Source organism: Ochrobactrum sp. XJ1 (assembly GCF_024701725.1).
Taxonomy (GTDB): Bacteria; Pseudomonadota; Alphaproteobacteria; order Rhizobiales; family Rhizobiaceae; genus Brucella; species Brucella anthropi.
This window is the reverse complement of record NZ_VDGD01000007.1, coordinates 265,965-280,291: the sequence shown is the minus strand read 5'-3', so window position 1 is coordinate 280,291 and position 14,327 is coordinate 265,965. Positions and strand designations below refer to the sequence as shown.

The window sequence follows — 14,327 nt, the reverse complement described above, 5'->3', positions numbered from 1 at the left end:
AGAAATTCTATCGAGTTTAACTCATGAAAAGGCTTCCCTCGCTCAATGGTCTGCGTGTGTTTGAAGTCGTCACGCGACATCTGAATTTCCGGCTGGCAGCGGAAGAACTTGGCGTGACACAGGCAGCAGTGGCCCAGCAGATACGCGGGCTTGAGGCAGAGCTTGGACTGAAACTCTTTGAACGCCAACCCCGCACGCTGGTCATGACCGAACCGGCTCGTGCATATATTGCCAATGTGCGACGGGCTTTCGACCTGCTTTCGGAGGCGACCGAAATGCTGCGACCCGAGCCGCAGCACCTGACCATCAGCGTGACGCCGACCTTCGCGTCGAAGTGGCTGATCCCGCGATTGGCGGAATTTACGCACACACATCCCGATATAGAATTGCGCATTGTCGCCAGCGACAAGGTCGCCAATTTCCAGACCGATGCCGTCGATCTGGCGGTACGCTACGGCGAGCCGCCTTTCGGTCCGGGACTGAACGCGGAGCTGCTTTTCGAGCACGTGATTGTCGCCGTGGCAAGCCCGGTGCTGGTCGAAAGGCTTGGTGATCCGGGGCTGCCGGAAAACCTGGAACGCTATCCGCTGCTGCACGACGCACATAATTTCTGGCCGCAATATCTGGAAAAGGCTTTTCCGGACGGCGTGTCGACATCGCCGAAGAATATCCGCTTTAACCAGACGTCACTTGCCATCGATGCGGCGATTGCCGGGCAGGGGCTGGCGCTGGCAAGCCGCTTCTTCGTGGAAAAGGAAGTTGCAGCGGGCAGCCTCGTCCAGCCAATGGCCACCGAGCTGCGGGTGGGCGCGGATTTCTATGCGGTTTCCCTGCGAAAGCCGCGTCATCCGGAATCGGTCGATGCAGTCAAAGCCTGGTTAAAAAGCGCATCCCGAAAAGTGTGAAACGGTTTTCGGACTAAGATGCGCGTTGAAACAAACTGCATCCCGAAAAGTGTGAAATGGTTTTCGGACAGACAGTGCGTGTCAGGTTGATGGCTCGGGCACTTCCAGCGGGGCTTTCTGGCTGCGGGTCGGTATGGTGATGCAGACAAGGCAGATGACAACCAGAAGAACACCAAACCAGCCGAGGGCGGAAAGGCGTTCGCCGACAATCACCACTGCGAAGAATGCGGCGACAACCGGTTCAAAAAGTGTGATCGTCGTCGCCACACTGGTTTCAACGCGGCTCAACCCGTAACCGAAGCAGACATAGCCGAGGAACATCGGCACGAAGGCCATGTATAGGCCGACAGCTGCATTGTTCCACGAGGCGAGGAACGGTCCGCCGGTTGCGAGCAGAACCGGCATCAACAAAAGACCGCCTATACCGAAAGTCGCGCCCATGGCGGTTGTCGATGATATGCCGCCCTGCATCAGCTGGCGCGCGCATGAGGAATAAAGCGCATAGGTGAAGCCCGCCACCAATCCGACCAAGGCCCCCATGAGCGCGGAGCCCTCTGCTGATGCGGTATGGCCGCCGCCGTCCTCCGACATGCTGAGCAGGACCATGCCGACAATGCCGATGATCGCACCTGCCAGCCAGCGCAGCGAAGGGCGAAAGCCGCTTTGCCGATACTCAATCCCTGCCGAAAGAAGCGGGGCGGAACCGAGCGAAATGACCGTTCCGATGGTCACGCCAGCCATCCGCATGGAGCCATAGAAGGCGAGGGGATAGATCGCGACGCAGACGGCTCCCACTAACAGGACGCGCCATTGATCGGCCAGCGCCTTTCGTGAAGCGATCAGCCCGCGCCAGGCGATTGCTGCCTGCGCCAGTCCGCCAAGTCCCATGGCCGCGGCGCCGATCGCCGCCGCGCCAACCTCGGGCGCAAAGGTTGCTGCGGTGCCTGTCGTGCCCCAGATGGTGGAAGCGACGATGATGGCGGTCACTCCCAGAAGATAGTTTTTTGATGATTGCATTTTACACTGGTTTCAAAATTGTCGTGACCATGGCCTTGGCCTCGCCAAGACGCGCACTATTGCCTTCAAGGCCAGCCCGCATGATTGCTCCTTCGAGAATGAAGGAGAGCTGCACGGCGAGCTGGCGGACCCGGGGCGGATCGTCCGGGATCAAGCCGGTGAGATGTGTCACAAGCAGGCCTTCGACTTCTTCCTTGTGTTTTCTCACCGCCTTGCGGCCCGGATCGCCAGCGGGCAGTTCTGCTGCCGCATTCAGCAGCCCGCAGCCGCGAAACCCGTGTTCGTAGGCAAATTCCGCATGGTCGCGATAAGCGTCGAATATGGCCAGTATTCCATCCATCGGGCTTGCTGCCTTTTCCAGGCGCTTGTCATAGAGGCCCAACCATTCGGCATGGCGATGCTCCAGATAGGTGGCCACCAGCTCCGCCTTGGATGCGAAGTTGTTGTAGAGGCTCTGCTTTGCCACGCCCGCACGCTGGATGATTGCGTCGATCCCGGTCGCCGAAATGCCTGCATCGTAAAACAATTCCGCTGCCGCTTGCAGAAGCCGCTCGCGTGCCGGTTTTGAACTGGGTGTCGCGGGATCGCTCATCATATTTCATCCGAATAATTAGGTAGACCAGTCTACCTAATTGAAAGGTGGAGTCAATCGGGGGAGAAAAACCGTTTGGAAGTCTCACTGGAGGAGAAGTTCTGCGCCGGTTTTGGTTTTAACCCCTTGTCCCTTGGGAGAGATTCACGTATCCGCTCTATTAGGCAGATGGAACGGGAGGTCGTCCGGTGCCGCAGAGAATTTCCCCCCTGGCGCCTTTCCAATACAAAACATTTCGGGCGCTCTGGTCAGCTACATTGGTTTCCAACCTCGGCGGTCTGGTGCAGACGGTCGGTGCTGGCTGGATGATGGCAACCATCGCCCATTCGGACGATATGGTTGCACTGGTGCAGGCTTCGACAACTCTGCCCGTGATGATCTTTTCAGTTGCTGCAGGCGCCTTGGCCGATAATTTCGACCGCCGCCGCATCATGCTCACCGCGCAGGTTTTACTACTGATTGTTTCGGTTGCACTGGCGGTTTTTGCCTATCTTGGCATTCTCACACCATGGATGCTGCTCAGCTTCACATTCCTGATCGGCTGCGGCGGGGCCTTGCACAACCCGTCATGGCAGGCGTCGATGGGGGACATCGTGCCCCGCACCAATCTGCCCGCAGCTGTAGCGCTCAACAGCATGAGCTTCAATCTCATGCGCAGCATTGGTCCTGCCATCGGCGGCATCATCGTTGCGGCAGCGGGTGCTGCTTTTGCCTTCATTTTCAATGCGTTCAGCTATTGTGCGCTTATTCTGGCGCTATGGCAGTGGAAGCCGGAAACGGTCAAATCCACCCTGCCGCGCGAAACGCTGGGACCGGCCATGGTGGCAGGGCTGCGTTATGTCGCCATGTCGCCGAACCTGCTCAAGGTGATGTTCCGGGGGTTTCTGTTCGGCCTGTCCGCGATTGTCATTCTGGCGCTTTTGCCGCTCGTCGCGCGCGATCTCGTCCACGGAACAGCGCTCACCTACGGTATCATGCTGGGCTTTTTCGGGCTTGGCGCCATTGGCGGCGCCTTGCTCAGTGCCCGGCTTCGCGAACTTCTCGGCAATGAATGGTTGGTGCGCGGTGCTTTCGTGGCCTTTGCGATCAGTTGTGCCTTGCTGTCGATCAGCCGGAATATGTGGCTGAGCTGCATTTTCCTGCTGCCTGCCGGTGTTTCGTGGGTTCTGGCACTGTCGCTGTTCAACGTCACCGTGCAGCTTTCCACGCCGCGCTGGGTGGTGGGGCGTGCTCTGGCGCTCTATCAGACGGCGACTTTCGGCGGGATGGCGGCAGGTAGCTGGCTCTGGGGCTCTGTCGCAGATGAATATGGCGTGCCAGGCGCGCTTCTGGCTGCTGCCGTGGTGCTGATGTTCGGCGCGCTGATCGGTCTGCTCCTGCCGCAGCCTGAATTTGAAGACCTCAATCTCGATCCGCTCAACCGTTTCAGCGAGCCGCAGCTTCGGCTGGATTTGCGTTCGCGCAGCGGTCCGATCATGATCATGGTCGACTATAAGATCGCACAGGAAGATGTTCCAGCCTTCCTTTCCGCCATGGCTTTGCGCCGCCGTATGCGCATCCGCGACGGTGCCCGGCAATGGGTGCTGCTGCGTGATCTGGAGAACCCGGAAACCTGGACGGAAAGTTATCACGTGCCAACCTGGGTCGAGTATGTCCGCCATAACCAGCGTCGCACCCAGGCCGATGCCGAAGTGTCGGAACGGCTCCTTTCTTTGCACAAGGGGGACAAGCCGCCGCTCGTCCATCGCATGATCGAAAGGCAGACTGTTCCGGTTCATGACGACATGCCGCTCAAGGCACATCTGGACCTGTCTTAGAGCACCGATCTGATTCAATCAGATCGGTGCTCTAAACCTTTCTTCCCAAAGCATAATCTTACCGATCCTCTTTTCACTTCGATCGGATTATGCACCAAGCGCCGATTTCAAATTAAGGCAAGTTCGGGATTTGTGTCCGTTCGGCGCTGAAGCGGCATTTCTTGGAGCAAAACCTGCTTATTTTGCATCAAATTTTGTGGCGACGGGCGGACGAAAACAAGGCGAAACAAAGGCTAGAAGCCCAGACGCTCCCGCAACGCTTTTCGATAGGATCGCGAGACTGGCCACGACTGATCGATGCCGCGCATCCTGACCAGCCATTTGTCGATGGTACTTCTGTCCAAGTCCGATACATGCAGCACGTTTATGAACGTCGTGCGGTGAATGCGAAAGAAGACGCTAGCGGGAAGAATGCCTGCCCATATGCCAAGCGGTCTGGAATCAAGAACGGAGGAACCATCGCCAAGCCATATCTCGCTGTAATTGCCAGCCGAGCGCACCCCGATGATTTCCTCCGGGGACACTCCGCGCATTACTCCGCGTTTGCTGACATAGATTACTGATGTCGGGTCGGGCTCTTCGTCTGACACCGCTTCCTCATCGGAGGTCGAATATTTCGCCTGTGCGATCAGGCACGCACATTGGAACATGGCTTTGATTTCTGCGCGCGACCAGTGTCTGGCTTCCACGGTCGTATCGAAACCGACGATCCCTCGCAGCCGACGCTGATGAAAAACCGGTATGCTGAGTATGCTTTGATTGCCCTGACGCAGGAATTCAGCCTGGATGGCGCGCGCGGTGCGCGGCAGCCCCCTGACATCGTGGACGGCGACGGCCTGTCCTTCGGTCAGATAGCGGTGCAGCCAGCCAATCAGCGTGGTTGGGGTTTCCTGAAGTTCGGAAATATAGGCGGTTGTATCGCCTTTGCACCATTCATGCGTGTTACAAAACCGCAGCAGATCAGGCGAATACTCAATCATCCAGGCGCGATCAGCCCGCGATGCATTGCCCACGAAGGCGAGAAACTCCGAAATCGCGTTCTCGAAGGGCTCTCGGAGCAGGTGCAGTGCGCAAACATAGGGCCAGTCGAGTGCAGGTGCGTCCGAGCACTCCTTTTCAGAATAAATCCGGTAGGCCCCAACTGCGCTGTCCAAGCTGCCTCCCAAAATGTTGCGTTATCGAAATCGGTCGTCCTTTAATAGTAAGACAGTATATTGAATATAGTTTTTCGCTATTTGCAATGGAAATCATGCTGTGGCTGCAACCATTGTGTCGGTTGATTTACCTAACAGAGTGAAGAATTATCTGGAATGGGGCGGCGTAATGGACATGAAACGGCCAAAAGCCCCGGAAAGCCTCGGTATGTGTGGTGATAGCATAATCATACCGAGGCTGCGCATTTGCCTGATTCCGCCGAAGCGGTGCGCTGGATCAGATTAGTGATCATTGCGACAGAAAGAAGTCTTACTTCATGGCCCGATGTAATGCCTGTGGATCAATTAATTTGTATGCAAATTATTTTCATATCGCAGGCATTTTATTTCAAATACTTCGCGCGGCCATGCCCTCGATTTCGACCTTCAACTCAGGCCGTGCCAGTCCGGCGACATAAACGAGCGTGGTCGGTGGAAGGCTGTCACCCAGCAACTCAGCGCGGATTTTTTTGGCGCGTTCCGGGTCGAGCCGGTCCACGAGGAAGATGTTCAGCTTCACCAGACTGGCCGGTGTGAGGCCCTGACTGTCGAGGATGCCGACAATGTTGCGCAGAGCCAGCTCATATTGCTTTTCCGGCTCTTCGGGAACTGTACGGCTCAAGTCCATGCCGACCTGGCCTGCAATAACCAGAAGTTCCGTGCCGGACGGAATGACTGCCAGATGTGAATAGGCCGCTATAGGCGGTGCGACATTGTCAGGGTTTAAAATCCGAACGGAATTCTTTGTTTCGTCTGGCAAGGTCGCCTCTATCTTTGGAGAGCATTCAGGCCCGAAACGGGTCCGGGCCTGACATAGAAATCAACCGATATCTTCGACCTGATCGAGATACTGACCATATCCCTCCGCTTCCATCCGGTCTTTTGGAACGAAACGGAGTGAGGCCGAATTGATGCAATAGCGAAGGCCGCCGCGATCAACCGGCCCATCCGGGAAGACATGGCCCAGATGACTGTCGCCATGTGCCGAGCGCACTTCGGTCCGTACCATGCCATGCGAGATATCGTTCAGTTCGGCAACATTGGCGGGTTCGATCGGCTTGGTGAAGCTGGGCCATCCGCAATGGGACTCATATTTGTCGGCCGAGGCGAAGAGCGGCTCGCCCGAAACGATATCGACGTAAATTCCCGGCTCTTTGTTGTAGAGATATTCACCGGTCCCGGGGCGCTCGGTGCCGCTTTCCTGCGTGACGCGATATTGCTCCGGCGTGAGCTTCGCAATCGCTTCGGGGTTCTTGCTGTAGGTCATGATATGCGCTCCCTTGATATGTGCCCTGAATCTAGGACGAAGGGAGCAACTATTCCAGCCCGTCGCAAGTGACGAACTGTTGAAGAAGGGAGGTTGCGTGCGAAGAAAATTTTCTTCACACGCAACAAACGCTTCAATTGCAGAGTTCAGTCAACTGCGATCATCACGTCGGATGCCTTCACCACGGCATAAGCGGCGGCGCCGGCCTTCAGGCCAAGCTCGTCGACAGCCTCATTGGTGATGGACGAGGTAACGATCACACCATTGCCGATATCGATCCGGACATGGGATGTGGTTGCCCCTTTGGTGACTTCGACGATTGTTCCCTTTAGTCGATTGCGGGCGCTTATCCTCATTGTGCAGTCCTTTCGAAGGTTGATTTCGATCGCTGAATATAGAGTGACTTCACATATTTGGAACAGAAAAACCCCCGCCGGAGCGAGGGTTCTGTTTCAATAATTTCGCGAAGATGAACCTTATTTGGCAGTGACCACTCGCTCTGCAGGAGCGGCCTTGCGGGCACCTGCGAGAAGCAGAACAGCGATGCCGCAAAGGGCCGCAAGCGTGTAGAAACCAGCATCATGATTGCCCACTGCGACATCGGCCCAATTCTTGATTTGCGGCGCGAAGAATGCACCGAGATTACCGATGGAAACAATGAAGGCGATGCCGCTGGCCGCACCGATCCCACCCAGATAACGGGTAGGCAGGCTCCAGAATACAGGTTGCGAAGCTGTGAGGCCCGGCACGGCAATGCAGGCCGCAAGAAGCATCAGCCATGGGTTGCCGGTAAGCCCGATGACGGCGAGCGCCACTGTTCCAGCGATGACCATGCCCATGCAGACAAGCCGATGCTGATTGGTCTGGTCGGCCAGAACCGTGAAATAACGGGTTGCGATGACCGAGCACAGCCAGGGAAGGGCGAGAAGCGAGCCGACAAGAAGATTCATCTGCCCATTCGATGCTGCCTGTGCGAAGCGCGATGGGAAATAGAAGGTCAAAGGCGCGGTGCCGATCTGCAGAAAGAAGTAGATGCCAATGAAAGCCCAGACGCGGCGGTCTTTCAGTACCGACATGGCTGAATGCTGGGCCTGTGTTTCTTTTGCGGCTTCTTCCGCGGCGATAACCCGTGTGAGGGCATCGCGCTCCTCGACCGAGAGCCAGCGCGCTTTTTCGGGGCGATCCGTCAGGTAGAAAAGGGCAATGATCCCGACCAGTGATGCGCCAAGCCCTTCGACCACGAACATCCATTGCCAGTTGGTGAGGCCAAAAATACCGTGATGGGTCAGCAACCAGCCGGAAAGCGGGCTTCCCAGGACGAGCGCCAGCGGAACGCCAAGATAGAAGATACCGGTCGCGCGTGCGCGCTGCTTCGCGGGGAACCAATAGGTCAGATAAAGCAGGACGCCCGGATAGAAACCGGCCTCGCAAACGCCGAGCAGAAAACGCAGCGTGTAGAAGACGCCTTCCGTATGAGCGAACATCATGGCGGCGGAGACGATACCCCACGAAATCATGATTCGGCTCAGCCAGAGGCGTGCGCCGACCTTGTGCATGATGATGTTGCTGGGAACTTCAAAAAGCGCATATCCGATAAAGAATATGCCGGCTCCGAATGCATAGGCAGCATCACTTAAGCCCGTGTCAGCCTGAAACTCGGACTTGGCGAAACCGATATTGGCGCGGTCCAGAAAGGCCAGGATCAGCATGATTGCCAGAAATGGCAGAAGTCGCTTAGTCGCCTTGCCAACGGCGGAATCGACGAGATTGTCTTGCATCGTTGAGCCTCCTCCTCAATGCTGCCCCTCCGGGCACGATGGTGAAGCGGAAACTAGTCACAATTCTCTGATAAATATATAGCGCATATATGAATATGTGGCGACGTATTTGAGGCTTTAGCGATATATCCGGTGCGATGACAGCTGCTTTAATCTTTGGTTCTGTGTGTAAGTTGAGGTATAATTTATATATGAATAATATTTTTAGTATGCGAGTTTTGATGACTTATCAACGATAGTTTCCTGCTGGAATAATCCGTGATTTTGCGTGTCGCTCACCGGCTGATCCTTACGCGCGGGAAAATTTCCATGGTCAGATAGTGCTCATCGAAGCTTGAAATATGGACGAGAGCTGACCGGTTCAGAAATTCGACCTCATTGTTGCGGAAGACGAGAAGATCGTCCTCACGAAGTTCACGCAGCATCCGGTTGATATGGATCGGCGTAAGCCCCAGCGCATCGGCCAGCTCGCTTTGTGTCAGCGGACAGAAAAAGCTGTTTTCATCGCCCGTTCCGTTGATCCGCGCCCTGTGCCCCAGTTCGAGCAGGAGATGCGCGATACGCACAAGTGCACTTCGGCGGCCTATGCTGATGAGATGCTCAATCAGAATGGCACGCTGACGCGCCATCAGTTCCATGAATGTCATGGCAAGACGAGGGGAGTTGAGAAGGCTTTCGGTGAGATGATCCAGGGAGATTTCGAGGACAGAAAGCTCGGTAACCGAAATCAGGGTATAATAGTTGAAGCCGAGCCCGGTTCGGAAACCCAGAAAATCTCCTTTCATGGGAAAGTCCAGAATCTGGCGATCACCATCGGGAAGATCGCGATAGATGCAGCCCCAACCACTCTTTATTATGTGAACCGAATTGGCCCAGTCTCCCTGGCTGCTCACCACGGTGTGCGGGGCATAGTTTTTTGAGGATATGGGCAGGGCGCTAAGAACGCTCAGGTCGCTTTCATTGAAAACCGCACTGATAGGCGCGCTTTCCAGAAAATGGCGCAGCGTTTTTGCTTCGTCGGCATTTACCACCATAGAGCCTACCTGCCGTTTCGCCCAGCATGAGTGCATATAAGTTTTAAGTCGAGCGCCCCCCACGGTTCGTTTCCCCCGGCTCTTCCAAGGAGGCCAGGTATCTAAAGAGTTTCAGCGAGGCCATTTGTTTTGGCAAGGTAGTAATTTCTACCACTAATTGGGTATATATCCGCGCTTTGTCTAAACCATATTTTGCCGAAACCCTTAATCTAGGTTAATGACACTCAAAGAATTTTCAGGCAGTCTTTTCATCAAAATAAGAACAAAAACAAGAATTGCTTCCGGGGTTTTGTCTAGATCTCAAGAAGAAAAATAAAACAGGTAACCGATGCGCTTCCGTGATTGTGATGTGCAAACAATGGGGTCGTGCGCATAAGTCGGATTAGAGGGCGAACAGATGAACATTTCTCCACAATTCAGTAGCAGGACGAGTGAATTAAAGAATAGTGGCTTAGGGGCGTCAAAAGATAGTTCTTTTAAACCTGAACAGCCTAACGACAGCATGTTGCCGCTACTGGTCATCATAGACAACCGTGCGTTGGATCGCGAATGCCTCGCACATGGACTGACAAACCACAGCATCGAAATGTCGATCGCCACATTCAGCTCGTTCGAGCAGTGGCAACATCAGCGCAAGGGCCGCACCGCAGGTGCCGTGCTCTTCAACATCGGTGGCCAGAAGGTTTCGGACCCGGCTGTCGGAAATTATCTCAATCGCATTGTTACTGACTGCGCTCCGGCACCGGTCATTCTTCTGGCCGACAAGGAAGAAATCTCGCAGGTTCTCAAAGCGCTCGACCATGGCGTGAAGGGGTATATTCCAACATCGGTGAATGTGAATGTCTGCGTTGAAGCATTGCGGCTTGCCATGGCGGGCGGAACCTTTGTTCCAGCCAGCAGTGTGCTCGCTCTGCGTCACGCCACCGATCCGAACTCACAGCGGCTGCAACCTCTCGGCGGAATGTTCACCCAGCGTCAGGCCGAAGTGGTCAATGCGCTGCGCCGGGGCAAGGCGAACAAGATCATCGCCTATGAGCTGAAGCTGCGGGAAAGCACGGTCAAGGTTCATATCCGCAACATCATGAAGAAGCTGAAGGCGTCCAACCGTACCGAAGTGGCTTGCATCATCAACGAGCTGTTCCCGTCGGAAACATCATTTTCCGACTTGCAGTAGGGCGCAACTGGCGGCAGCGAAGCCGCCCGGCCGACGGATAGAATTGTTCCGTGAAGGAGACTTTTGGTGATTATCTCCGACGTTTCAGCAGGAAACGGGCGGCAGCCGGTGGCTGACCTGCTCGACACTATAAAACGTAGAAGGATGATGCTGATTGTACCGGTGCTTGCAGGCATCGGTGTCGGCTTCGCAGGATATCTTACAGCACCAGTCAGTTATGTGTCGGAGTCTGTGCTGGTGCTGGATATGCGGCGATTGCAGGCGCTTCCCAATGAAAGCGCGATCACGCCACTGCCGCAGGACAGCCCGGTTCTGCGTTCCGAACTCGATATCATCAATTCGCGTATGATGGCGCGCAAGGTCATCGACATTCTGCAAGCGGAGAACATTGTCGTGCCGACGGAATTCCGTTCGCGCACGGTGTTGTCGTCTGCTTCGAATACAGGATCGCAGGCGAAGAGCGCACGCGATGTCGATCCGGCCATGCGGGAACGCCAGCAGATCGACCTTCTTCTTTCGCGGTTACGGGTCACCAATGATGGCCGTTCCTATACGATCTTCATTTCTTATCGCGCTTCCGATCGGGTTTATGCAGCCCAGGTCGCCAATGCCTTTGCCACGGCCTATCTCAATCATCAGATCGACGTGCAACAATCGGCCACGCGGCGTATCAGCGAATGGCTGGGCGAAAAGCTTGGTACCTTGCGCAGCGATCTTGAAAGTGCCGAAAGTGCTGCGGAAGAGTTCCGCCAGAAGTCGCGGCTTGCGGGCGATCAGGGACAGATCAGCTTTCAGGCCCAACGCGTCGCGGCGCTGAACAATGAAATTGTCGCCGCAACGGGAGCAGTTTCGCTCGCCGAAGCGCGATTGCGCACGGCATCAGAGCTGAAGAACAACAATGAAGCGCCTGCACTGGCCGAGGTTCTGGCTTCGCCTGCGATCCAGACCTTGCGCAATGAGGCAGCACGCGTCGAACGCCAGCTTGGCGAATTGCAGTCGAATGGCGCGTTGAAGAGCGCTGAAATTCCTGTGCTGAAGGCGGAACAGGAAGCGTTGAAGCAGCAGATTTCGAGCCAGGTCGGCGAAATCATCAAGAGCCTTGGCAATGAAATCCAGATTGCGCGTCAGCGGCGCAGCGGACTGGAAGGCGCATTGAAAGATGCGGAAGCCGATCTTGCCGAAGCCAATCAGGCACAAGTCAGGGCCGGGCAGCTGGACCGCGAGGCCAATGCCAGCCGCACGGTCTATGAAAGCTATCTCACGCGTTACAAGCAGCTGATCGAACAGGACGGCATTGCCGCGCCCGAAGCGCAGATGATCTCGCCTGCGGAGCCGGCGATGGCCAAGGCCAGCCCGAACCTCGCCAACTGGCTGCTGCTGGGGCTGGGGTTGGGTGGACTGGTTTCACTTGCAGGCACCATGCTGAAGGAAACATTCGACAAGATCAGGCCCGCACAGACGGCATCTCTGATGCTGCCCGGCATTCCGGCTGCGACGTTGCTGCCGGTTTCGCCGCAGCTGACTGTGCCGCTTCTCGTCAATCGCGGTCTCGATCCGGCAAGCCCGTTCGGTCGTGCAATCAAATCCGTGCACGATCGTCTGCGGGCACTGACACGGGGCCGGGATTCCTTGGCGCTGTCCGTCGTATCCCTGTCCGATGGCGAGGGAAAGACCCTGTTGATCACCGCGCTCGCGCAACAGATCGCCGCGACCGGCTTAACGGTTGCAGTCATCGATGCGACAAACAAGCGGTCGGGCCTGTCGGAGGCCTTCGGGCTTCCGCATGGCGATTACGGCGCTGTTTCTACAGGGCGTCCGCTTTCCGGTGCAACGCTCGTGCATGATCACGGTTCGGGGATCGATATCATCAAGCCGAACAGGCAGATGCGTGACGGAGACTGGCTGGCCGAGCTGATTGCCCAGTTGCGCGCGGATCACAAGATCATCCTCGTCGATCTGCCGGCGGTCATGGAAGACAAGCGCTCGGTTCTCCTGTCGCGGGCGACGGATACGGCGCTTCTTGTGGTTCCGTCCGACCGACAGGACCAGCTTGCGACCAATGCATTGATACAGACGATGGCGTCGTTCGGGCGCAAGCCCGCGCTGGCGGTCGTGAACCATAATTCTTCGTCTTATCGCAGCTGGATAGTGCTCCCCGTGGTGCTTTGCGGACTGGGCTTGCAGAAAGCACGGCGGAGCATAAGCGCGATATTCGCGCGGCGCCGGAAACCAGATGCGGATGGCGCACAGGAACAGGCGTGAGGGCAAACCATGTCATACAGGATCATCAAGAATCGCATTGGTACCCATCTTCGGTCCACTATGCTTTCGGGCCTCATTCTGGTCGGCGGGACTTTTGGAGCGCTTGCGGACGGACAAGCCTATCGGGTTGGCGCAAATGACGTGCTGCAGGTAACCGTTTATGGGCAACCGTCACTCACCGGGCTTTACCCGGTCGATGTGGACGGCAATATCGGTTATCCGGTCGTGGGCAATATTTCCGTCACCGGGCTGACTACCAATGAGATCAGCGAGAAGATCGCGGGATCTCTATCCCAGCATATTCCGGGACTGACGGTCACAGCAACGATCAATCAGTATGCGCCGGTATTTGTCGTTGGCGATGTGAAGGCGCCGGGAAAATATCAGTTCCGGCCCGGAATGGTGGTGCTTGAACTCATGGCGCTGGGTGGCGGAGCCGGAAAAGCGGAGTCTCCAGCCCTGACTGCCGGGATGCAGCTTATTTCCGCGCAGCAGGAATATGTCGACCTGCAGATGCAGATCACTGCCATGGCAATCCGGCGGGCCCGTTTCGAGGCGGAACTGAACGGCACGGATTTTACTTATACTCTGCCGGATCAGGCGGCTGCGAACAAGGAAACCGTGGCCCTGACGCAGAAGATGCTGGACGGTGAAAAGACAGTGTTCAACGTCCGCCGCAACAATCTTGCAGCCGAGCGTCGGGCGCTTGAAGCGCAAGCAGCGAGCTATGGCGATGAAATCCAGACCCTGCAGCAGAGTATCAAGCTGCACGACACCGAAATCGGGCTGTTGCAGGAGAATGTGGATTCCAGCAAGTCGCTGGTGGATCGCGGCCTGGCCGCAAAATCCAACCTGCGCGATATGGAGCGTGATCTGTCGGCCACACGGCGAGCCGCGCTGGAGCTTGCTTCGTTTCTTGCACGGGCGAGACAGAACCAGCTTGCCATGGAGCAGCGCATCGCCAATCTGGAAGAAATTCGCAAAAGCGAAGCGGCTACCAATTTGCAGGATATTGACCTCAACATTGCCCGCATGGAGCGCCGCAGCAATACACAACTCCAGGCTATGGCCGAGATCGCCAAGTCTTCCGGTAATATTTCCGCAGCCACGCTGCGCCAGAAACTGGTGTTCTCGATCAGTCGTATCGTGAATGGCAGCTTTCAGGATATCGTCGCCAACGAAAGCACGGAAATCAAACCGGGTGACATCCTGCGCGTCGAGCTGGATATGAGCAGGGTCGGCGGCTCGCCGTCATAGGTTGAGAGTTTCACTTCAATGGAAACTTAGG

At 56.2% G+C, this 14,327-nt stretch carries 13 protein-coding genes; 5 read left to right on the top strand and 8 right to left on the bottom strand.

The features are described from left to right. Positions 1 to 23: 23 nt before the first annotated feature. Complete coding sequence (locus FG152_RS14810) at positions 24 to 905, top strand: LysR substrate-binding domain-containing protein (protein ID WP_010658556.1); 882 nt, start codon at positions 24 to 26, stop codon at positions 903 to 905. Positions 906 to 986: 81 nt separating this feature from the next. Here FG152_RS14810 and FG152_RS14805 read toward each other — a convergent pair whose 3' ends face one another. Then, positions 987 to 1,922: a DMT family transporter gene (locus FG152_RS14805; RefSeq protein WP_010658557.1), complete on the bottom strand. Its 936-nt coding sequence runs from the start codon at positions 1,920 to 1,922 to the stop codon at positions 987 to 989. Position 1,923: 1 nt separating this feature from the next. Then, positions 1,924 to 2,514, bottom strand: a complete 591-nt coding sequence (locus FG152_RS14800; RefSeq protein WP_010658558.1) for a TetR/AcrR family transcriptional regulator — start codon at positions 2,512 to 2,514, stop codon at positions 1,924 to 1,926. 188 nt (positions 2,515 to 2,702) lie between these two features. Between FG152_RS14800 and FG152_RS14795 the strand changes: the two genes are divergently transcribed. Next, positions 2,703 to 4,331 (top strand): MFS transporter, encoded by a 1,629-nt coding sequence (locus tag FG152_RS14795; protein ID WP_010658559.1) that lies wholly within the window; start codon positions 2,703 to 2,705, stop codon positions 4,329 to 4,331. A gap of 233 nt (positions 4,332 to 4,564) precedes the next feature. On the opposite strand, the gene FG152_RS14790 is transcribed toward FG152_RS14795, so the two are convergent. The 6 genes from FG152_RS14790 to FG152_RS14765 form a co-directional block, all read right to left on the bottom strand. Continuing rightward, positions 4,565 to 5,485, bottom strand: coding sequence for a LytTR family transcriptional regulator DNA-binding domain-containing protein (locus FG152_RS14790; protein ID WP_010658560.1), 921 nt, complete (start codon positions 5,483 to 5,485; stop codon positions 4,565 to 4,567). A 388-nt stretch (positions 5,486 to 5,873) separates the two neighbouring features. Continuing rightward, positions 5,874 to 6,284: a RidA family protein gene (locus tag FG152_RS14785; protein ID WP_010658561.1), complete on the bottom strand. Its 411-nt coding sequence runs from the start codon at positions 6,282 to 6,284 to the stop codon at positions 5,874 to 5,876. A gap of 60 nt (positions 6,285 to 6,344) precedes the next feature. Next, positions 6,345 to 6,791: a peptide-methionine (R)-S-oxide reductase MsrB gene (msrB, locus tag FG152_RS14780; RefSeq protein WP_010658562.1), complete on the bottom strand. Its 447-nt coding sequence runs from the start codon at positions 6,789 to 6,791 to the stop codon at positions 6,345 to 6,347. Between the two features lie 146 nt (positions 6,792 to 6,937). Continuing rightward, positions 6,938 to 7,147: a TOBE domain-containing protein gene (locus FG152_RS14775; RefSeq protein ID WP_010658563.1), complete on the bottom strand. Its 210-nt coding sequence runs from the start codon at positions 7,145 to 7,147 to the stop codon at positions 6,938 to 6,940. A gap of 120 nt (positions 7,148 to 7,267) precedes the next feature. Further along, the gene (locus FG152_RS14770) at positions 7,268 to 8,569 is read right to left on the bottom strand and encodes an MFS transporter (protein ID WP_010658564.1); all 1,302 of its coding nucleotides are present in this window, start codon (positions 8,567 to 8,569) and stop codon (positions 7,268 to 7,270) included. Between the two features lie 275 nt (positions 8,570 to 8,844). Beyond that, entirely contained in the window at positions 8,845 to 9,603 is a 759-nt protein-coding gene (locus FG152_RS14765) for a Crp/Fnr family transcriptional regulator (RefSeq protein WP_010658565.1), read from the bottom strand. A gap of 502 nt (positions 9,604 to 10,105) precedes the next feature. Here FG152_RS14765 and FG152_RS14760 point away from each other — a divergent pair. The 3 genes from FG152_RS14760 to FG152_RS14750 all read left to right on the top strand — a co-directional run bounded on the left by FG152_RS14760 (position 10,106) and on the right by FG152_RS14750 (position 14,296). Then, entirely contained in the window at positions 10,106 to 10,777 is a 672-nt protein-coding gene (locus tag FG152_RS14760) for a response regulator transcription factor (RefSeq protein ID WP_010658566.1), read from the top strand. Between the two features lie 66 nt (positions 10,778 to 10,843). Next, entirely contained in the window at positions 10,844 to 13,039 is a 2,196-nt protein-coding gene (locus FG152_RS14755) for a GumC family protein (protein WP_010658567.1), read from the top strand. A 9-nt stretch (positions 13,040 to 13,048) separates the two neighbouring features. Further along, positions 13,049 to 14,296 carry a polysaccharide biosynthesis/export family protein gene (locus FG152_RS14750; RefSeq protein WP_010658568.1) on the top strand — a complete coding sequence of 416 codons (1,248 nt, stop codon included), beginning with the start codon at positions 13,049 to 13,051 and terminating at the stop codon, positions 14,294 to 14,296. Positions 14,297 to 14,327 lie beyond the last annotated feature (31 nt).